Origin of the sequence: Streptomyces sp. NPDC046860, assembly GCF_040645115.1 — a bacterium.
Taxonomy (GTDB): domain Bacteria; phylum Actinomycetota; class Actinomycetes; order Streptomycetales; family Streptomycetaceae; genus Streptomyces.
Genome location: NZ_JBEYXQ010000016.1, coordinates 100,606 through 119,695 on the forward strand (window position 1 = coordinate 100,606; position 19,090 = coordinate 119,695).

The window sequence follows — 19,090 nt, forward strand, 5'->3', positions numbered from 1 at the left end:
TCCCGTCAGGCGGCCGGGTCCTCCTCGGTCACCGCGGCCTCGTCCAGCAGGCGTTCATAGGCCGCCGGGTCGAACTCCCCGGCCGCGGGGGCCAGTACGGCCGCCGCCGACAGGGCGGTGGCCCGGGCCAGACGGTCGGGCCAGGGACGGCCGTCCACCAGGGCCGAGAGCACGCCCGCGACCGCCGCGTCGCCCGCGCCGGCCGGGTTGCCGCGCAGACGGCCGGGCGGCGCGGCCCGCCAGCGGCCCTCGGGCGTCTCGGCCAGCAGGCCGTCCGGGCCCAGTGAGGCGACCACCGCCTGGGCACCCCTGCGGCGCGCGTCCCGGGTGGCGCGGGCCGGCTCGTGCGAGCCGGTGAGTTCCGCGAGTTCCGAGGCGTTCGGCTTGATGATGTCGGGCCGGGCCGCGATCCCGCGCCGCAGCGGCTCCCCGCCCGTGTCCAGCAGGACCGGGACCCCGGCCGACCGGGCCACCCGTATCAGCCCCGCGTACGCGCCGACCGGCACGCCCGGCGGCAGGCTGCCGCACAGGGCGACCGCCGAGGCGTCCGGCAGCAGGGCGTCGTAGGCGCGCAGGAAGCCGGACCACTCGGCCGGGGTGATGTGCGGGCCGGGCTCGTTCAACTGGGTGGTGTCGCCCGTGAGTTCGTCCATCACGGCGACCGTGCGGCGGGTCGCGCCGGTCACCGTGACCAGCGCGTCGGTGACCCCGGCGGACGCCGCCAGCCCGTCGCGCAGCAACCGGCCGGTCGGGCCGCCCGCGAGACCGGTGGCCGTCACCTCGTACCCGAGCGCGGCGAGCACCCGGGCCACGTTGACGCCCTTGCCGCCGGGCCGCTCCACGACCTCCGACACCCGGTGCTCGGCGTGCGGCCGCAGCGACCGTACGCGGTAGGTGATGTCGAGAGCGGTGTTCAGCGTGACCGTGAGGATCACCCGGTCCGACCTCCCTCGATGTCCGTACGCCTCGTCCTGTGGGGCCCTGATCATGCCAAAGAGACGGCGTCCGGCCCAGTTGGGGACCGGACGCCGTCTGGCGAAGCGGGGTACGGATCAGGGCAGTTGGGGCGTGACGACCCATTCGCCCCGGCGCATGACGCCCTTGAGGGTGAAGTCGGCGTCCAGCAGCACCAGGTCCGCGTCCTTGCCGGGTTCCAGCGAGCCGGTCCGGTCCGCCAGGCCGAGCAGCCGGGCCGGGTTGGCCGACAGCGCCGCCACCACGTCCGTGACCGGCAGCCCGTCCACGGTGACCGCCCGCCGGAAGGCGCGGTCCAGGGTCAGCGTGGACCCCGCGATGGAGCCGCCCTCCACCAGCCGCGCCACGCCGCCGCGTACCTCGACCTCCAGCGGGCCGAGCAGGTAGCGGCCGTCGGCGGAGCCCGCCGCGTCCATGGCGTCGGTGATGAAGGCGACCCGGCCGGCGCCCGCGTGGTGGAACGCCAGCTGGAGTGCGGCCGGGTGCAGGTGCGTGCCGTCGTTGATCAGCTCGACGGTGACCCGCTCGTCCTCCAGCAGCGCGGTGATCGGGCCGGGGTCGCGGTGGCCGATCGGGGGCATCGCGTTGAAGAGGTGGGTGGCGACGGTGGCGCCCGCGTCGATGGCGGCGACCGTCTGCTCGTAGCTCGCGTCGGTGTGCCCGACGGCCGCGATCACGCCCTGCTCGGCCAGGAGGCGCACGGAGTCCAGGCCGCCCGGCAGCTCGGTGGCGAGGGTGACCATCCTCGCGTGGCCGCGCGCGGAGTCGACCAGCTTGCGCACCTCGGCCGGGTCCGGGTCGCGCAGCAGCGCCTCGGAGTGCGCGCCCTTGCGGCACGGGGAGATGAACGGGCCCTCGAAGTGGACGCCCGCGATGTCGCCCTGCTCGGCCAGCTCGGCGAGCAGCCCGGCCTGGCGGGCCAGCACGTCCAGGTCGTCGGTGACGGTGGAGGCGACCAGCGTGGTGGTGCCGTGCTCCCGGTGGGTGCGCACGGCGGTGAGCGCGTCCTCGGCGCTGCCGGAGAAGGCGGCTCCGCCACCGCCGTGGTTGTGCAGGTCCACGAAACCGGGGACCACCCAGTGGCCGGTCACGTCGAGCACGTCGGCGCCCTCGGGCGCGGTCCGCGCGATCCGGCGGCCGTCGACGACGACCCGCCCGCCGGGCACCTCGCCGGTGGGCAGCACCACGGTGCCACCGGTCAGCACCAGCGGGCGGCCGCCGACCGGTGCATTGTTGTCGGCCATCAGGTGCTTACCTCCGTGGTCTGGGGGGTGGACTCGATCAGGTCCCGGGCGAGGAGCGCCGCGCCCAGGCATCCGGCGCCGTCGCCGAGCGCCGCCGGGACGATCACGGGCGCGCTCTGGAAGGTGATCCGGCGTTCGACGGCCGCGCGCAGCGGGCGGAACAGCACCTCACCGGCCTCGGCCAGCCCGCCGCCGACGATCAGTGTGCCGGGGTCGAGGAGGGTGAGCGCGGTGACGAGGCCGTCCGCGAGCACGTCGACCGCGCCGGACCACACGCGCTCGGCGCCGGGGTCCCCGGCGGCGACGGCCCGCGCGCAGTCGGCGGCGTCCGCGTCCGCGCGGCCGCTCGCCCGCGCCCAGGCGGTGCCGACGGCGGCCGCGGAGGCGTACCGCTCCAGACAGCCCGCCTGCCCGCAGGGGCAGGGGTCGCCGCCGGGACGTACGACGATGTGCCCGATCTCCCCGGCGAAGCCGTGCGCGCCCGCCTCCACCCGGCCGCCCAGGCCGATCGCCCCGGCGATCCCGGTGCCCAGCGCCACGAACAGGAAGCGGTCGGCGCCCCGGCCGGCTCCGGCGCGGCCCTCGGCGAGGCCGCCGGTGCGCACGTCGTGGCCGAGGGCGACGGGCATGCCGAGCCGCTCGGTGAGCAGGGCGCGCAGCGGTACGTCGCGCCAGCCGAGGTTGGCGGAGTACAGGGCGGTGCCGGCCGCCTCGTCGACGGTGCCGGGGACGGCGACCCCGGCCGCGAGGGCGGGGGCGCCGAGGTGGGCGGCGCCGTGCGCGCGCAGCTCGGCGGCGAAGGAGAGGAGGTTCTCGACGACGGCCGCGGCCCCGCTCTCGCGGTCCGTCGCGCGGCGGGCGCGGTGCAGCACCGCGCCGTCCTCGCCGACGAGCGCGGCCTTCATCGAGGTACCGCCCACGTCCAGGGCGATGACATGTCTCACGGGCCCAGTGTGACGCCCTGACCCGCGAGAGGTCTAGTCCACTTACGTGGTGTAGACCTTATGCGTTCGAAATCGAATGGTCTGACCAAGGGGATAGGGGCTTTGAGGGTGCGTCGGCGTACAGCAGGAACGATCGCGGTGGTGTCCGCACTGGGCATGACGGCGATGCTCGGCGGCTGCGGGAGCACAGGCTCCTCCGAAGTGACCCTGAAGCTGGTGGCCGCCGACTACGGCGACTCCGCCGCCAACAGCTCCAAGAAGTACTGGGCCGCGCTGGTCGACGCCTACGAGGCGAAGCACCCCGACGTGAAGGTCCAGGTCAGCGTCTACTCCTGGAACGACGTCGACGCCAAGGTCAAGGAGATGGTGGACGGCGGCAACGCCCCCGACATGGCCCAGATCGGCGCCTACGCCGACTACGCGGCCTCCGGGAAGCTCTACCCGATGTCCGACACCCTCTCCATCGGCACCCAGGCCGACTTCGTGCCGCAGCTCGCCGAGGCGGGCGACTGGGACCACACGCCGTACGCGATGCCGTTCGCGGCCTCCACCCGCGTCCTCTTCTACAACAAGTCGCTCTTCCAGCAGGCCGGCATCACCCCGCCCACCACCTGGGACGAACTCGCCGCCGACGCCGAGGCGCTCAGGGCCAAGGGCGTGAAGTACCCCTTCGCGCTGCCGCTCGGCCCCGAGGAGGCGCAGGCCGAGACCATGCAGTGGCTGCTCAGCGGCGGCAGCGGCTACACCGACGACATCGGCACCTACACCATCGACTCCGCGGTGAACGGCGAGACGTTCACCTGGCTCAAGGACGACCTGGTGGGCAAGGGGCTCACCGGGCCCGTCGCCCCCGGCCGCCTCAACCGCGCCGCCGCCTTCGCCGCGTTCGCGGACGGCCAGGTCGGCATGCTCAACGGCCACCCCACGCTGATCGGGCAGGCCGAGGCCAAGGGCGTGAAGTTCGGCATGGTCCCGATGCCGGGCCGCACCGGCAAGGCCCGGGCCGCCATGGGCGTCACCGACTGGATGCTGGCCTTCAAGCAGCACGGCCACGCCGCCGAGATCGGCAGCTTCCTCGACTTCGTGTACGACCAGGAGAACGTCCTCGACTTCTCCCGCAAGTACGGCCTGCTGCCCGTCACCACCTCCGCCTCCGAGGAGATGAGCCAGTCGCGGTCGGCCGCCGACCTCCCGCTGCACGCCTTCCTCCAGCAGATGCCGACCGCCGAGCAGTACCCGGTCAACAAGACCTCCTGGGCCGCGGTCAGCGCCGCCGTGAAGAAGAACATCGGACAGGCCGTCGCCCCCGGCGGCAGCCCCGCGGGCGTGCTCACCCGGCTCCAGGCCGCCGCCGCGGCCGCCGACAGCACGGCCACCTCCCAGGGCTGACCCCGCCCTGTCGGTGGCCGGAGTTACGGTTGCCGGCATGGAACTCGGCAGCCGTGAGAAGGCCATCCTCGCGCTGGAGCGCCGGGGCATCGACGGCCCCGGCGCGAAGGAGCGCGCCATCCGCGAGCAGCTCGGCCTCGCCCCGGTGCGCTACTACCAGCTCCTCAACGCCCTCCTGGACGACGAGCGCGCCCTCGCCCACGACCCGGTGACGGTCAACCGCCTGCGCCGGGTCCGCGAGTCGAGACGGTCCGAACGCTGAAGGCGTGAGGAGGCCCCGGCGCGGATAGTGTCGCTCTATGGGCATCCCTGAGACGGACTCCGCCACCCCGCAGGACCCCCCGCTGCCGGTCCCGGTCACCCAAACAGGCCGCGAGGCTCTGCGGGCCCTGCTGGACCGGCCGCGCACCGCGGTGATCGGCCTGGACTTCGACGGCACGCTGGCCCCCATCGTCGCCGACCCCGACCAGGCCCGCGCCCACCCCGGCGCCGTGCCCGCCCTCGCCGCCCTCGCGCCGAAGGTGGCCTCCGTCGCCGTCGTCACCGGCCGCCCGGCCGGAGTCGCCGTACGGCACGGCGGCCTCGCCGGGGTCCCCGGCCTCGGACACCTGGTCGTCCTCGGCCACTACGGCGCCGAGCGCTGGGACGCCGCCACCGGCACCGTCACCGCGCCCGCCCCGCACCCCGGCATCGCCGCCGTCCGCGCCGAACTCCCCGGCGTCCTGGACCGGGCCGGCGCCTGGCCCGGCACCTGGATCGAGGAGAAGGGACGCGCGGTCGCCGTCCACACCCGACGCGCCGAGGACCCCGAAGCCGCCTTCGACACCCTCCGCGGCCCCCTCACCGACCTCGCCACCCGCCACGGCCTCATCGTCGAACCCGGCCGCCTCGTCCTCGAACTCCGCCCGCCCGGCATGGACAAGGGCGTCGCCCTCCTGGACCACCTCCGTGCCACCGGCGCCGAATCCGTCCTCTACGCCGGCGACGACCTCGGCGACCTCCCCGCCTTCGCGGCCCTGGAGAAACTCCGCTCCGACGGCGTCCCCGCCCTCCTGGTCTGCAGCGGCAGCAGCGAGGTCACGGAACTGGCCGAGCGGGCGGACCTGGTGGTGGACGGCCCGGAGGGCGTGGTGGAACTGCTCGCGAACCTCGCGGCGCACCTCGCCTGACACCCGCGGCCCTTCAGGACGTCGGTCCTGAAGGAGTTCAGCCCCGCAGCGCGTTCAGCTGGTCCAGGAACCACTTGGCCGGGGGGAGGGCCGTCGCCGCCGCGGCCAGGTGCTTGGAGCGTTCGGCGCGGGCCGGGGCCGGGAGGGTCAGCGCCTCGTGGAGGGCCTCCGCGGTGCCGACGACGTCGTACGGGTTGACCGTGATCGCGTGCTCGGCGAGCTCCTCGTAGGCGCCCGCCTCGCGGGACAGCACCAGGGCGACCCCCTCGTCCGAGACGACCGGGACCTCCTTGGCCACCAGGTTCATGCCGTCGCGGATGGGGTTCACCAGGGCCACGTCGGCCAGGCGGTACGCGGCCAGGGAGCGGGCGAAGTCGTCGTCGAGGTGGAGCAGGACCGGGGTCCAACCGGGCGTGCCGTACTCGGAGTTGATCTCCTCCGCGACCCGGCGTACCTCCTCCGTGTAGGAGCGGTACAGGGCGAGGTCCTGCCGGGAGGGGTAGGCGAAGGCCACGTGGACCACGCGCTCGCGCCACTCGGGGTGGTCCTCCAGCAGGCGCCGGTAGGCCAGCAGCCCGCGCACGATGTTCTTGGACAGCTCGGTGCGGTCCACCCGGACGATCGTCCGGCGCCCCTCGCCGATCTGCTCCCGCAGCACCGCCATCCGCTCGTCCACGTCCGGCCGGTGCGCCCGCTCCCGCAGGAAGTCCGCGTCCGCGCCCAGCCCGTGCACCCCGATCTCCGTGCCCGAGGGGATGCCGGGGCCCAGCACCGCGTGGCAGCAGTCCGTGAACGCGTCCGCCCAGCGCCGGGTCAGGAAGGCCGCCCGGTCCGCGCCCAGGATGCCGGTCAGCAGCTCGGCCGCGATGTCGTCCGGGAGCAGGCCGAAGTAGTCCCGCGGCGCCCAGGGCGTGTGCGAGAAGTGCCCGATGCGCAGGTCGGGCCGGAGCTTGCGCAGCATCCGGGGCGCCAGCGCCAGGTGGTAGTCCTGGATCAGCACCGCCGCTCCCGGCGCGGCCTCCTCGGCCAGCGCCTCGGCGAACGCCTGGTTGTACGCCCGGTAGGCGTCCCACTGCCGCCGGAACTCCGCGTCGAAGACCGGCTCCAGCGGCGTCTGGTACATCATGTGGTGCACGAACCACAGGGCCGAGTTGGCGATGCCGTTGTACGCGTCGGCGTAGACACCGGCGTCGATGTCCAGCATCCGCACCCGCTGTCCGCCGGTGTCCGCCTCCGGCAGCAGCCCGCCGCCCGCGCGCCGCACCGCCTCCCGGTCGCCGTCCCCGAGCGCGGCGCACACCCACACCGCGTCGGTGTCCGGCCCGATCGCCGACAGACCGGAGACGAGACCGCCGCCGCCCCGCCGGGAGCCGAGCGCCCCGTCCGGACCCACCGTGTACGAAACCGGGCCGCGATTGGACGCGACCAGCACCTCGGCACCCTGCGTTGAAGCCATGGTCCTCAACCTAGCCCGGCCCCCGAACGCTCAAACGTACGCGCGACCGGCGAGCCGACCGTATACGGCCCGGCTCAGGCCACCCTCCGCGCCGCGTACTCCGCGATCTCCGCCATCGGCGGCCGCTCCTCGGTGTCCACCGAGTAGGTGCGCGGCTCGAAACCGCTCACCCCCCGCTCGAACTGGGTCAGCGCGGGCCGCACCAGATGCCCGCGCGCGAGCCGGAGCTGCGCGGTGCGGTAGATCGCGGCGGCCATCCGGCCGAGCGCCTGCCCGTCCTGGTGCCGGTGCTTGCGCACCCCCACGTCCACCTGGGCCAGCGCGTCCAGCCCGACCAGGTGCAGCGAGTCCACCAGCATCCCCAGCTCGACCCCGTACCCCACCGGGAACGGCAGCCGCTCCAGCAGCGAGCGGCGGGCCGCGTACTCCCCGCCGAGCGGCTGCACGAACCCGGCGAGCTGCGGCCAGTGCAGGTTGAGCAGCGGGCGTGCCATCAGCTCGGTCACCCGTCCGCCCTGCCCGGCCGCGCCGCCCAGCGGACGGTCGTACATCGCCTTGACCAGGTCGATCCCCGGATCGGTGAGCAGCGGGCCGACGATGCCGAGCACGAAGTCGGACGAGAACTCCTTCAGGTCCGCGTCCACGAAGGCGACGATGTCGCCGCTGGTCGCCAGCAGGGAGCGCCACAGCACCTCGCCCTTGCCGGGCACGGCGGGCAGCCGGGGCAGGATCTCGTCCCGGTGCACCACCCGCGCGCCCGCGGCGGCCGCCACCTCGGCGGTCGCGTCGGTGGACCCGGAGTCCACCACGACTATCTCGTCCACCAGCGGCGCCTGGGAGACCAGGTCGTGCCGGATCACGGAGACGATCTCCCCGACCGTGGACTCCTCGTTCAGCGCGGGCAGCACCACGGACACGCGCTGTCCGGAGCGCTGCTTGGCTGCCAGGACGCGGTGCAGCGGTCGGTCGGCCACGGACCATGAGCGGGTGGCCAGCCAGCGCTCGGTTTCCTCCAGCATGGTCAGCGGCTCCTCACTGTGGGGGTGTCCCTGCGCGGACGGCCCCTGTCGGGGCCGGTCCCCGTCTGATCCATCTCGCGGTTCGGACGACACCTTCAACTCTCCTGGCCTTCGGTTACAGTCTTGAACAACGCCGATGACCATCGCATGTCGAGGCCAGAGGACGTTCACAACCGAATACCGCTCATCCAGAGGGGCAGAGGGAAACGGCCCGATGAAGCCCCGGCAACCCTCCAGCCGGTCTCGTGCGCGCACACAGCGACACCGCGAGGCTCCCGGCTAGGGAAGGTGCCAAATCCGTCTCACGGCGAGATGCGTCGTGAGGAAGATGAGGAGAAAGGGCCTCGCCTCCATGGCTGTGCAGACTGTCGCATCCCCCACCGTCGACCTCGGTCCCGCCGCCGCTCTGAGCTGCCGGGAATGCGGACACCGCGTCCCGCTCGGCCCGCTCTTCGCCTGCGAGGAGTGTTTCGGGCCGCTGGAGATCGCCTACGACTTCTCCGCGTACGACACCGAGAAGCTCCGGGCGCGCATCGAGTCCGGTCCGGCGAACATCTGGCGCTACGCCCCGCTGCTGCCCGTCCCCGCCGACGTGGCGGACAAGCCGAACCTCAACCCCGGCTGGACCCCGCTGGTCAAGGCCGACCGCCTGGCCGCCGAACTCGGCGTCACCGGCGGGCTGTACGTCAAGGACGACTCCGGCAACCCGACGCACTCCTTCAAGGACCGCGTGGTCGCCCAGGCGCTGGAGGCCGCCCGCGCCTTCGGCTTCACCACCCTGTCCTGCTCCTCCACCGGCAACCTGGCCGGCGCGGTCGGCGCCGCCGCCGCCCGCGCGGGCCTGCGCTCGTGCGTGTTCATCCCGCACGACCTGGAGCAGGGCAAGGTCGTCATGGCCGCCGTCTACGGCGGCGAGCTGGTCGGCATCGAGGGCAACTACGACGACGTGAACCGCTTCTGCTCCGAGCTGATCGGCGACTCGGCCGGCGAGGGCTGGGGCTTCGTCAACGTCAACCTCCGGCCGTACTACGCCGAGGGCTCCAAGACGCTGGCGTACGAGATCTGCGAGCAGCTCGGCTGGCGGCTGCCGGACCAGCTCGTGGTGCCGATCGCCTCCGGCTCCCAGCTCACCAAGATCGACAAGGGGCTGAAGGAGCTGATCGCGCTCGGCCTGGTCGAGGACAAGCCGTACAAGATCTTCGGCGCCCAGGCGGAGGGCTGCTCGCCGGTGTCGGCCGCCTACAAGGCGGGCCACGACGTGGTGCGGCCGCAGAAGCCGGACACCATCGCCAAGTCCCTCGCCATCGGCAACCCGGCCGACGGGCCGTACGTGCTGGACATCGCCCGCCGCACCGGGGGCGCGGTGGAGGACGTGACGGACCCGCAGATCGTGGACGCCATCAAGCTGCTGGCCCGCACCGAGGGCATCTTCGCCGAGACGGCGGGCGGGGTGACGGTCGGCGTCACCCGCAAGCTGGTCGAGTCCGGCGCGCTGGACCCCTCGCTGACCACCGTCGTCCTCAACACCGGCGACGGCCTCAAGACCCTGGACGCGGTCGCCGGCACCGGTCTGACCGCGACCATCCGCCCGAACCTGGACTCCTTCCGAGAGGCTGGCCTCGCATGAGCGTGACCGTTCGCATCCCGACCATCCTGCGCACCTACACCGGCGGCCAGGCCGAGGTCGCCGCCGAGGGCGGCACGCTCGCGGAGGTCATCGAGGACCTGGAGAAGCACCACACGGGCATCGCCGCGCGTGTCCTGGACGACCAGGGCAAGCTGCGCCGTTTCGTGAATGTGTACGTCAATGACGACGACGTGCGTTTCGAGGGCGGACTTCAGACCGCCACCCCCGACGGCGCGGGTGTCTCCATCATTCCGGCCGTCGCCGGCGGCTGATAATTACCTTCGGTAACCGCGGTTACCCGCTGTTCATCGAATGGCCTTCTCCGTAAGAGAAACGGAGGGGGCCATTCTGTGTGATTGAGCGCGGTAGAGTTGGGGAACGCGCTCCCGGTCCGGCGGGCCGGGCGCCCTTGATTCATGCCGCCAGCCCGACAAGAAGCAGCCAAAATGCGCGGGTAATGTGCGGCTTTTGTTGTTTTTATGGGGCCCGTCTTGCCCCGAATTCGGCCGAATTTGCGGCAGATTCCGGACTGTGTCCGTCCAGAATTCTCGTCCGATTGACCTGTTGCAGACGGCAGTTGGACAGATACATTCAGCCGCGGTCGACGCGTTCCGGCGCACGCCCCCGACCGTTTGGGGGGCGAGGTCTGACCCAGGTCCGCGAGGTGTGGATCTGCGCAAGGGCCAGTAATAGGGGAGTTAGCCATGGCTCAGGGCACCGTCAAGTGGTTCAACGCGGAGAAGGGGTACGGCTTCATCGCGGTCGACGGTGGTGCGGACGTCTTCGTCCACTACAGCGCGATTCAGATGGACGGCTACCGCAGCCTGGAAGAGGGTCAGCGGGTCGAGTTCGAGATCTCGCAGGGTCAGAAGGGCCCGCAGGCCGACATGGTTCGCGTCACCGCCTGAACGTCCACAACTGAGCGCAGGGCCCGCACCGGCACAGGGTGCGGGCCCTTCGTCCTGTTAGGTCCCGTCCTGATCCCCCGAAGGCGCTTGCACTCGCCCTGGGTGAGTGCTAATCATTGCGTTAGCACTCTGAAGGTGAGAGTGACAACGAAGGACCGGGTCGGTGAGGCCCGCAGGCCGGGTGGGGCAAGGAACCACGAGGCCGGCGAGCCGTCCGTCGCGGGCGCGGGCGCGGTCCGAAGGAATCACCCCCAGTCCTGGAGGGACCACTTCACATGGCCAAGATCATCGCGTTCGACGAGGAGGCGCGGCGCGGCCTCGAGCGCGGCATGAACCAGCTCGCGGACGCCGTCAAGGTGACGCTCGGCCCCAAGGGCCGCAACGTCGTCCTCGAGAAGAAGTGGGGCGCCCCCACGATCACCAACGATGGTGTCTCCATCGCCAAGGAGATCGAGCTCGAGGACCCGTACGAGAAGATCGGCGCCGAGCTGGTCAAGGAAGTCGCCAAGAAGACGGACGACGTCGCCGGCGACGGTACGACCACCGCGACCGTGCTGGCCCAGGCCCTGGTCAAGGAAGGTCTGCGCAACGTCGCCGCGGGTGCCAACCCGATGGCCCTGAAGCGCGGTATCGAGAAGGCCGTCGAGGCCGTGTCCACCGCCCTGCTGGAGCAGGCGAAGGATGTCGAGACCAAGGAGCAGATCGCCTCCACCGCCTCCATCTCCGCCGCCGACACCCAGATCGGCGAGCTCATCGCCGAGGCGATGGACAAGGTCGGCAAGGAAGGCGTCATCACCGTCGAGGAGAGCAACACCTTCGGTCTGGAGCTCGAGCTCACCGAGGGCATGCGCTTCGACAAGGGCTACATCTCCGCCTACTTCGCGACCGACATGGAGCGCATGGAGTCGGTGCTCGAGGACCCCTACATTCTCATCGCCAACTCCAAGATCTCCTCGGTCAAGGACCTGCTCCCGCTGCTGGAGAAGGTCATGCAGTCGGGCAAGCCCCTGCTGATCATCGCCGAGGACGTCGAGGGCGAGGCCCTCTCCACCCTGGTGGTCAACAAGATCCGCGGCACCTTCAAGTCCGTCGCCGTCAAGGCCCCGGGCTTCGGCGACCGCCGCAAGGCCATGCTCGGCGACATCGCCATCCTCACCGGTGGCGAGGTCATCTCCGAGGAGGTCGGTCTCAAGCTGGAGAACGCCTCCCTGGACCTCCTGGGCCGCGCCCGCAAGGTCGTCGTCACCAAGGACGAGACCACGATCGTCGACGGCGCCGGCTCCTCGGAGCAGGTGCAGGGCCGCGTGAACCAGATCCGCGCCGAGATCGAGAACTCCGACTCGGACTACGACCGCGAGAAGCTCCAGGAGCGCCTGGCGAAGCTCGCGGGCGGCGTGGCGGTCATCAAGGCCGGTGCCGCCACCGAGGTGGAGCTCAAGGAGCGCAAGCACCGCATCGAGGACGCCGTGCGCAACGCCAAGGCCGCCGTCGAGGAGGGCATCGTCGCCGGTGGTGGCGTGGCCCTGCTCCAGGCCGGCCAGGTCTTCGACAAGCTGGAGCTGTCGGGTGACGAGGCGACCGGTGCCAACGCGGTGAAGCTCGCGCTGGAGGCCCCGCTCAAGCAGATCGCCGTCAACGGTGGTCTCGAGGGTGGCGTCGTCGTGGAGAAGGTCCGCAACCTCCCCGTCGGCAACGGCCTGAACGCCGCGACCGGTGAGTACGTCGACATGATCGCCGAGGGCATCATCGACCCGGCGAAGGTGACGCGTTCCGCCCTGCAGAACGCGGCCTCCATCGCCGCGCTGTTCCTCACCACCGAGGCCGTCATCGCCGACAAGCCGGAGAAGGCCGCCGCGGCCGCTCCGGGCGGCATGCCGGGCGGTGACATGGACTTCTGATCCTTCCGGATCAACTGTCCTTTTCCGGGGCGGCACTTCCCTCACGGGGGGTGCCGCCCTCGGGCGTTTCCGGGCCCCGGTCACGGGCGTAGGCGTAGGCGTACGCCTACGCCTACGCCTTCGCTCGGAGCGTCACGCGGGTGCCGATGCGTGCTTGCGGGCGGACAGGGCGGCCCGGATCTCCTCCGCGCGGGCGCGCACGGAAGGGGTGGGCAGGGGCCTTGAGGTCTCCCGCGGTGTCCGTTCGCCACGGCACGCCCGGCACATGCCTCCTGGGAGGGCCTCGGGGCGGCCCGGCAGGCCGCAGTCGGCGCATTCCAGTGTGCGGCGAGGTGGGGCGGGGGCCGGTGCCGGTGCCGGGGGGAGTTTGTCGGTCAGGCGGCGGCGGACCAGGGCCGCCGGGTGGTGGACGGGGGTGGGGAGGCCGGTGGTGAGCGCCTGGAGGATCGCGTCGTCCGTCGCGCCTCGGGCGAACGCGGCCCACCACGCGTCGTCGCGGGCGGTTCGGGAGAACCATGATCGGGTGATCCAGCGGGTGCCGGTCCCCTCCGACTCCAGGCGTTCCCTGCCCCGCCTCAAGTGACCGGCGTTCTGCAGCCTGTTGAGGGCGGTACGCAGTGCGCACTGGCCGTACGGGAGCGTCTTGGCCAGCGTCTTCACCGAGATGTCGGCGCCTTCGGGCAACCGGTCGATGTACGCCGCGATGGCCGCCTCGCGGGGCGGGAGATGCGTGAAGTCGTGATTCCCGCGCGGGAGTTGGTCCGGTGCGGTGCGCTTGCCGTAGCCGGGGTTGGCCATCGGGTGCGGGAGTGCGTGCGCCTGCGAGGGGGCAGGGCTAAGCTTGGCTTCAGCCACGGGATCGAGTCCTTGTCGATCTTGTAGGTCAAGCCCCCGCCGGTGTTGGTAGCGCCTGGCGGGGGCTGTTCGTTATGCGGGCACGCTAGAGCCTCGTCACTGTTCGTGGCAAGTCGGTCGCGCCCGGTCAAGTCGCAGGGTGGGTGGGTGGGTTGAAACCCTCCAGCCAATCCTTATCAAGAGGGCTCGGGGCTCGCCGCTTGAGCCTCGGGACAGTAGTCGTGGAGGTATCACCCGTGCCCGTGCCCGCCGACCCCACCGTCCTGCACCCGATGCCCGGGCAGCCGCGGGTCGTTCTGCTCAAGCCGCTGGTCAAGTCGCCGCTGATCGAGGTCGGGGAGTACTCGTACTACGACGATCCCGACGACCCCACCGCGTTCGAGGCCCGCAACGTGCTCTACCACTACGGGCCGGAGAAGCTGGTGATCGGCAAGTTCTGTGCGCTCGGCACGGGCGTGCGGTTCATCATGAACGGCGCCAACCACCGCATGGACGGCCCCTCCACGTTCCCCTTCCCCATCATGGGCGGTTCGTGGACGGACCACTTCGACCTGCTCACCGGGCTGCCGAACCAGGGGGACACCGTCGTCGGCAACGACGTCTGGTTCGGCCACGGCGTCACCGTCATGCCCGGCGTCCGCATCGGACACGGCGCGATCATCGCCACCGGCGCCGTGGTCACCGGCGATGTACCCGACTACGGCATCGTCGGCGGCAACCCGGCGCGGCTGCTGCGCACGCGTTACGACTCGGCGGACGTGGCCCGTCTGCTGGCGCTCGCCTGGTGGGACTGGCCCGCCGAACACATCACCGAGCACGTCCGCACGATCATGTCGGGCACGGTGGAGGAACTGGAGGCGGCGGCGCCCGTCAGCGGAGCTTGAGGTCCTCCACGAAGGCCGACCACGCCTCCGCCCGGAACGCGAGCTTCGGGCCGTGCGGCGCTTTGGAGTCGCGTACGGGGATGTGGGTGGGGTGGGTGTCGGCCACTTCCAGGCATTCGCCGGCTGCTGAACCGGGATTCCAGGCGGCGGGTCGAGCTGGGGTGAAGGGTGGCCGTGGCCGGGGTCACACGGGCCGGGCGCCGGGGGCGGAATGCTGAGCCGCCTGGACCAGTTGTTTCACTAGGTGCACCATTGCGTGCTCACATACCAGCCGGTCTATACGACACCGTTCTCCCGAGGAGCCCTCACGTGACCGCACCGACGTCCGCCGCCTCCCGCGCTGCCCAGCTCCTGTCCCGACCGATCACGCTCAACGGCCTGACCGTCCCGAACCGGATCGCGATGGCGCCGATGACCCGGATGTTCTCCCCGGGCGGCGTCCCCGGCGAGGACGTGGCGTCGTACTACTCGCGCCGCGCCGCGAACGGTGTCGGCCTCATCGTCACCGAGGGTACGTACGTCGGGCACGACTCGGCGGGCCAGAGCGACAGTGTGCCGCGCTTCCACGGTGACGAGCAGCTCGCGGGCTGGGCCAAGGTCGCGCAGGACGTGCACGCGGCGGGCGGCACCATCGTCCCGCAGCTCTGGCACATCGGCATGGTCCGCCGGCAGGGCGAGCCGCCGTTCGCGGAGGCTCCCGCCGTGGGTCCGTCAGGCATCCACAAGGCGGGCGCCGAGGCCAAGGGCAAGGCGATGACGCAGTCCGACGTGGACGACGTGATCGGCGCCTTCGCGCAGGCCGCCGCCGACGCCGAGCGCATCGGGTTCGACGGTGTCGAGATCCACGGTGCCCACGGCTACCTGCTCGACCAGTTCCTGTGGGAGGGCACCAACCGCCGCACCGACGCCTACGGCGGCGACCCGGTGGCCCGCGCCCAGTTCTCGGCGGAGATCGTCGCCGCCGTGCGCGAGCGCGTCTCGGCCGAGTTCCCGGTCATCTTCCGCTACTCGCAGTGGAAGCAGCAGGACTACGCCGCCCGCCTCGCCGAGACCCCGGAGGAGCTGGAGGCCATCCTGACGCCGCTGGCCGCCGCCGGTGTCGACGTCTTCCACGCCTCCACCCGCCGCTACTGGCTGCCCGAGTTCGACGGCTCGGACCTCAACCTGGCCGGCTGGACCAAGAAGATCACCGGCAAGCAGGTCATCACGGTCGGCTCGGTCGGCCTGGACGGCGACTTCGTGGGGGCGTTCCAGGGCGAGGGCTCCCCGGTCAAGGGCATCGACGACCTCCTCGACGGCCTGGAGCGCGAGGAGTACGACATGGTCGCCATCGGCCGCGCGCTCCTCCAGGACCCGGAGTGGGCCGCGAAGGTGCTGGCCGGCCGCTTCGACGAGCTGAAGGCGTACGACGCCGCCGCGCTGGGCTCCCTCAGCTGAGGTTTTACCGCCGTGAGGCGCCGGGTGGGTGAACTCCCGCTCGGCGCCTTTCTGTTGCCCGCGATGTCGTCCTCAGCGGGTCAGCTCTCCGGCTCCACCGCCGTCAGCCGCACCGTGCCGTCCTCGGTCACCGACCAGCCGGGGTTGTGGCAGACCTCCCAGCGGTGGCCGTCGGGGTCGGTGAAGTACGCGTGATAGCCGCCGAAGGCCGCCCGCTGCGGCTCCTTGAGCACGCTCGCCCCGGCCTCGCGGGCGCGGGCCACGGCCGCGTCGACCCCGGCGGGGGAGCCGACGTTGTGGGCCAGGGTGAAGGGGGTGCCGGGGGTGGCCGGGGAGCCGGTGTCGGCGGCCAGGTCCGTCAGGGGGAAGAGGGCCAGGGCCAGGCCGTTGCCCACCTGGTAGAAGACGACCTCGTCCAGGTCGAGCAACGGGGTCCACCCGAGGCCCTCACTGTAGAAACGGCGGCTCGCCGCCAGGTCCCCCACACCCAGGGTGACCATGCTGACCTGCTGTTTCATGCTTCTCCCTACAGGTTTCCCATGGGTTCGATGTCGACCTGGGCGGGTGTACCCCACACCCGGAGCACCTCGTAGTCCGTGAACTCGTGCACCAGGCGGTAGGCCATCGCGGGGCGTGAGCCCCGGCGGGCGGCGGCGAGGTACGCCTCCGCCTCGTGGCGGTCGCGGCGCGGGGTGCCGCAGAGCTGCCATTCGCGGCCGTTCCACGCCTCGGGCAGCCAGCGCTGCTGGGGCTGGGGGCGGTCGGCGCGGACGCCGTAGCGGGAGGGGGAGGTGGCGGGGGCCTCCGGGCCCCTGCCCTGGCCGCCGTACTCGGCGCGGCGGGCGGCCCTCCTGCGCGTCTCGCACAGCAGGCAGAGATCCCGCGCGCTCTCGTCCACCGGGCCCTGCGGGTGCTCCGCGCAGCGGGTGACGGGGGCGCCGGCCGAGACGCTCTCGTCCAGCAGGTCCAGCGCCCGGCGGAGATCTGCCTTGACCTCGTGCAGCCGGGAGTCCGGGGTGTCGGCGGTCAGCGCGTCACCGTGCTCCCCGACGAGCCGGAGAGCACGGCCGAGCGCGGTGAGCTGGGCGTGATTCATGCGTCCAGCTTCTCACCCGCGCGAGTCCGGGTGTCCGGGGCCGGAATGCGCGAGTATCGGTCCGGGCCCGCCCACGCGGGCCCCGCACCGTTCGCCGTTCCGGAGGGTCCGCCCGTGAGAATCAACCTGACCAGCGTCTTCGTCGACGACCAGGACAAGGCCCTGCTCTTCTACACCGAGAAGCTGGGCTTCGTGAAGAAGGCCGACGTGCCGCTCGGCGCGTACCGGTGGCTGACCGTCGTCTCGCCCGAGCAGCCGGACGGCACCGAACTGCTGCTGGAACCCGACGCGCACCCCGCGGCCAGGCCGTACATGTCGGCCCTGCACGGCGACGGCATCCCGGCCACCTCCTTCGCCGTGGACGACGTGCGCGCCGAGTACGACCGGCTGCGCGCGGTCGGGGTGCGCTTCACCCAGGAGCCGGTGGCGGCGGGCCCGGTGACCGTCGCGGTGCTGGACGACACCTGCGGCAACCTGATCCAGATCGCCCAGTACGGCTAACCGTGGTGCAGCAGGCTGCCCTCTCCGCAGGTGGGGGCCTTCTCGGCCGCCGGGAGCGGGGAGACGGCCTCCACCACGGGGGTCACGGTCAGGTCGGCCGCGCAGGCGGTGGTGTCCTCGGCCGTCCAATGGTCGTCGGAGGCGGCCTGGGCGGGGGCGGCCAGTACGCCGGAGGACGCGGCGACGGCGAGCGTGGCGAGCAGCAGCTTCTTCATGCCAGGGGCAACGAGGGGGAGCGGCGGGCGTCACGCGGGCGCGGGTCCGTGCCCCTCGGGAAGCCGAAGGCGTAGGTCGCCGCGAAGCCGACCGCGTACGCCGTGAGGAGACCGCCCGCGTAGACGGCCATGGCGGGGACCGGGCCCCGGTCGCCGGTCAGCAGGGGGAAGAGGGCCCAGCCGGAGGGTCCGATCGCGGTCGCGCCGACCTTCTGGCCGAGCATGGCGAAGAAGCCGACGAACCCGCCGCCGGCCGCCCCGCCCACGCAGGCGGTGAGGAAGGGGCGCCCCAGGGGGAGCGAGACGCCGTAGATCAGCGGCTCGCCCACGCCCAGCAGGCCCGCGGGGAGGGCGGAGCGGATCGTGGTGCGCAGGGTGGTGTCGTGGCGCAGGCGGACGTACACCGCGAGCGCGCCGCCGACCTGGCCCGCGCCCGCCATGGCCAGCAGGGGGAGCAGCACGGTGTAGCCCTGCTGCTCGATGAGGGTGGTGTGGATGGGGATGAGCGCCTGGTGCAGGCCCAGCATCACCAGGGGGAGGAACAGTCCGCCCAGCAGCAGGCCCGCGAACGCGCCGGTGGTGGTGAGCAGCCAGTTCGCCCCGGTGCCGATCGCGGTGGCGACGGCTCCGGCCGCGTACATCAGCCCGTACAGCGTGGCCAGGCCCGCGACGAGGACGGTCACGGTCGGGGTGAGCAGGACGTCCAGCGCGCCGGGGAGGCGTCCTCGGCACCACTTCTCGATCCGGGTGGCGAGCAGGGCGGCGGCGAGTGCGCCGAGGACGCCGCCCTGGCCGGGGGAGAGGTGCAGGCCGAACGCGGTCACCTTCGCCACGCCCGGATAGACGATCACCGCGGCCACCGCGCCGCCCAGGACGGGGGTGCCGCCGAACTCCTTCGCCGTCTGGTAGCCGACGAACACCGAGATCAGGGCCATGAACCCGGAGGCGATGGCCGCGAGGGCGGGGGTGAGGCCGGGCAGCCATCCGGCGTTCGTCAGCAGGCCGTTGACCCCGGCGATGATGCCGCAGCCGATCAGGGCGGGGATGAGGGGGACGAAGACGTTGGCGACACGGCGGAGTACGGCGGGAGCGGCCCCCTTCGGACGCGGCTCGGAAGCCGGAATCCCCGTCCCCTTCCCCTCCGTCGCCCTCCCCTTCCCTTCTTCGGCGGTGCCCCCTGCCGCGAGCCGCCGTTCCACCTCCGCCGTGACCGTGTCGACCACCCCCGGCCCCAGCACGACCTGGAGCGACGGCGTACCCGCGCCGATCACCCCGAGCACGCCCGGAAGGGAGCGCAACGACTCCTCGTCCACCGCGCCCGGATCGGCGAGGGTGAGGCGCAGCCGGGTGAGGCAGTGAGTCACCTGGGTGATGTTGGCGGGGCCGCCCGTCAGGGCGAGGACGGCGGAGGCGGTGGCGGAGTCGTTGCGCACGCTCCGAGCCTGCGCCACCGCCACCGGTCCGGCGCGCGGG

The 19,090-nt window shown here is 72.3% G+C and carries 20 protein-coding genes, 1 pseudogene and 1 riboswitch; of the genes and pseudogenes, 10 read left to right on the forward strand and 11 right to left on the reverse strand.

Going from position 1 to position 19,090, the window contains the following annotated elements:
• Positions 1 to 5: 5 nt before the first annotated feature.
• From ABZ898_RS22340 to ABZ898_RS22350, 3 genes are all read right to left on the reverse strand, one after another.
• Complete coding sequence (locus tag ABZ898_RS22340; protein ID WP_361661559.1) at positions 6 to 935, reverse strand: 1-phosphofructokinase family hexose kinase; 930 nt, start codon at positions 933 to 935, stop codon at positions 6 to 8.
• 117 nt (positions 936 to 1,052) lie between these two features.
• A complete protein-coding gene (gene nagA, locus ABZ898_RS22345; protein ID WP_361661562.1) occupies positions 1,053 to 2,219 on the reverse strand; it encodes an N-acetylglucosamine-6-phosphate deacetylase in 1,167 nt (388 codons plus the stop codon).
• Positions 2,219 to 3,163, reverse strand: coding sequence for an ROK family protein (locus ABZ898_RS22350; RefSeq protein WP_361661564.1), 945 nt, complete (start codon positions 3,161 to 3,163; stop codon positions 2,219 to 2,221). Before ABZ898_RS22350 ends, nagA begins: the two co-directional genes overlap by 1 nt.
• Before the next feature lie 138 nt (positions 3,164 to 3,301).
• On the opposite strand from ABZ898_RS22350, the gene ABZ898_RS22355 reads away from it, so the two are divergent.
• Genes ABZ898_RS22355 through otsB form a run of 3 tightly spaced genes read left to right on the forward strand, consistent with a single transcriptional unit; the run spans position 3,302 to position 5,721 of the window.
• Positions 3,302 to 4,552 (forward strand): extracellular solute-binding protein, encoded by a 1,251-nt coding sequence (locus tag ABZ898_RS22355; protein WP_361661566.1) that lies wholly within the window; start codon positions 3,302 to 3,304, stop codon positions 4,550 to 4,552.
• 37 nt (positions 4,553 to 4,589) lie between these two features.
• On the forward strand, positions 4,590 to 4,814 hold the full coding sequence (locus ABZ898_RS22360) for a DUF3263 domain-containing protein (RefSeq protein WP_361661569.1): 225 nt from the start codon (positions 4,590 to 4,592) through the stop codon (positions 4,812 to 4,814).
• Between the two features lie 37 nt (positions 4,815 to 4,851).
• A complete protein-coding gene (gene otsB, locus ABZ898_RS22365; protein ID WP_361661571.1) occupies positions 4,852 to 5,721 on the forward strand; it encodes a trehalose-phosphatase in 870 nt (289 codons plus the stop codon).
• A gap of 37 nt (positions 5,722 to 5,758) precedes the next feature.
• On the opposite strand, the gene ABZ898_RS22370 is transcribed toward otsB, so the two are convergent.
• On the reverse strand, positions 5,759 to 7,177 hold the full coding sequence (locus ABZ898_RS22370) for a trehalose-6-phosphate synthase (protein WP_361661574.1): 1,419 nt from the start codon (positions 7,175 to 7,177) through the stop codon (positions 5,759 to 5,761).
• A gap of 74 nt (positions 7,178 to 7,251) precedes the next feature.
• Complete coding sequence (locus ABZ898_RS22375; protein ID WP_361661577.1) at positions 7,252 to 8,196, reverse strand: glucosyl-3-phosphoglycerate synthase; 945 nt, start codon at positions 8,194 to 8,196, stop codon at positions 7,252 to 7,254.
• A gap of 181 nt (positions 8,197 to 8,377) precedes the next feature.
• Positions 8,378 to 8,531: riboswitch (SAM riboswitch) on the forward strand.
• Positions 8,532 to 8,548: 17 nt separating this feature from the next.
• Here ABZ898_RS22375 and thrC point away from each other — a divergent pair.
• The 4 genes from thrC (at position 8,549) to groL (ending at position 12,629) form a co-directional block, all read left to right on the forward strand.
• On the forward strand, positions 8,549 to 9,823 hold the full coding sequence (thrC, locus tag ABZ898_RS22380; RefSeq protein ID WP_361661580.1) for a threonine synthase: 1,275 nt from the start codon (positions 8,549 to 8,551) through the stop codon (positions 9,821 to 9,823).
• Entirely contained in the window at positions 9,820 to 10,095 is a 276-nt protein-coding gene (locus ABZ898_RS22385) for a MoaD/ThiS family protein (protein ID WP_361661583.1), read from the forward strand. The genes thrC and ABZ898_RS22385 overlap by 4 nt, the downstream gene beginning before the upstream one ends.
• 432 nt (positions 10,096 to 10,527) lie before the next feature.
• On the forward strand, positions 10,528 to 10,731 hold the full coding sequence (locus ABZ898_RS22390) for a cold-shock protein (RefSeq protein ID WP_009189266.1): 204 nt from the start codon (positions 10,528 to 10,530) through the stop codon (positions 10,729 to 10,731).
• Positions 10,732 to 11,006: 275 nt separating this feature from the next.
• The gene (gene groL / locus ABZ898_RS22395; protein WP_161191403.1) at positions 11,007 to 12,629 is read left to right on the forward strand and encodes a chaperonin GroEL; all 1,623 of its coding nucleotides are present in this window, start codon (positions 11,007 to 11,009) and stop codon (positions 12,627 to 12,629) included.
• Between the two features lie 132 nt (positions 12,630 to 12,761).
• Here the strand turns inward: groL and ABZ898_RS22400 are convergent, their stop codons facing one another.
• Positions 12,762 to 13,427 carry a hypothetical protein gene (locus tag ABZ898_RS22400; protein ID WP_361661658.1) on the reverse strand — a complete coding sequence of 222 codons (666 nt, stop codon included), beginning with the start codon at positions 13,425 to 13,427 and terminating at the stop codon, positions 12,762 to 12,764.
• A gap of 293 nt (positions 13,428 to 13,720) precedes the next feature.
• On the opposite strand from ABZ898_RS22400, the gene ABZ898_RS22405 reads away from it, so the two are divergent.
• Positions 13,721 to 14,368 (forward strand): CatB-related O-acetyltransferase, encoded by a 648-nt coding sequence (locus ABZ898_RS22405; protein ID WP_361661661.1) that lies wholly within the window; start codon positions 13,721 to 13,723, stop codon positions 14,366 to 14,368.
• Here the strand turns inward: ABZ898_RS22405 and ABZ898_RS22410 are convergent.
• Positions 14,355 to 14,489, reverse strand: a pseudogene (locus ABZ898_RS22410) (DUF397 domain-containing protein); the annotation flags it as partial. The gene ABZ898_RS22405 and the pseudogene ABZ898_RS22410 sit on opposite strands and share 14 nt — an antisense overlap.
• 188 nt (positions 14,490 to 14,677) lie before the next feature.
• Between ABZ898_RS22410 and ABZ898_RS22415 the strand changes: the two are divergent.
• Positions 14,678 to 15,805 carry an NADH:flavin oxidoreductase gene (locus tag ABZ898_RS22415; RefSeq protein ID WP_361661587.1) on the forward strand — a complete coding sequence of 376 codons (1,128 nt, stop codon included), beginning with the start codon at positions 14,678 to 14,680 and terminating at the stop codon, positions 15,803 to 15,805.
• A gap of 80 nt (positions 15,806 to 15,885) precedes the next feature.
• On the opposite strand, the gene ABZ898_RS22420 is transcribed toward ABZ898_RS22415, so the two are convergent.
• Positions 15,886 to 16,323 (reverse strand): VOC family protein, encoded by a 438-nt coding sequence (locus ABZ898_RS22420; RefSeq protein ID WP_361661590.1) that lies wholly within the window; start codon positions 16,321 to 16,323, stop codon positions 15,886 to 15,888.
• Between the two features lie 8 nt (positions 16,324 to 16,331).
• The gene (locus ABZ898_RS22425) at positions 16,332 to 16,901 is read right to left on the reverse strand and encodes a hypothetical protein (RefSeq protein WP_361661593.1); all 570 of its coding nucleotides are present in this window, start codon (positions 16,899 to 16,901) and stop codon (positions 16,332 to 16,334) included.
• A gap of 114 nt (positions 16,902 to 17,015) precedes the next feature.
• Between ABZ898_RS22425 and ABZ898_RS22430 the strand changes: the two genes are divergently transcribed.
• Complete coding sequence (locus ABZ898_RS22430) at positions 17,016 to 17,402, forward strand: VOC family protein (protein ID WP_361661596.1); 387 nt, start codon at positions 17,016 to 17,018, stop codon at positions 17,400 to 17,402.
• Here ABZ898_RS22430 and ABZ898_RS22435 read toward each other — a convergent pair.
• Together ABZ898_RS22435 and ABZ898_RS22440 are read right to left on the reverse strand one after the other, a co-directional pair.
• Positions 17,399 to 17,617: a hypothetical protein gene (locus ABZ898_RS22435; RefSeq protein WP_361661599.1), complete on the reverse strand. Its 219-nt coding sequence runs from the start codon at positions 17,615 to 17,617 to the stop codon at positions 17,399 to 17,401. The genes ABZ898_RS22430 and ABZ898_RS22435 overlap by 4 nt on opposite strands.
• Entirely contained in the window at positions 17,614 to 19,050 is a 1,437-nt protein-coding gene (locus ABZ898_RS22440; protein WP_361661602.1) for a PTS transporter subunit EIIC, read from the reverse strand. Before ABZ898_RS22440 ends, ABZ898_RS22435 begins: the two co-directional genes overlap by 4 nt.
• Positions 19,051 to 19,090: the final 40 nt, after the last annotated feature.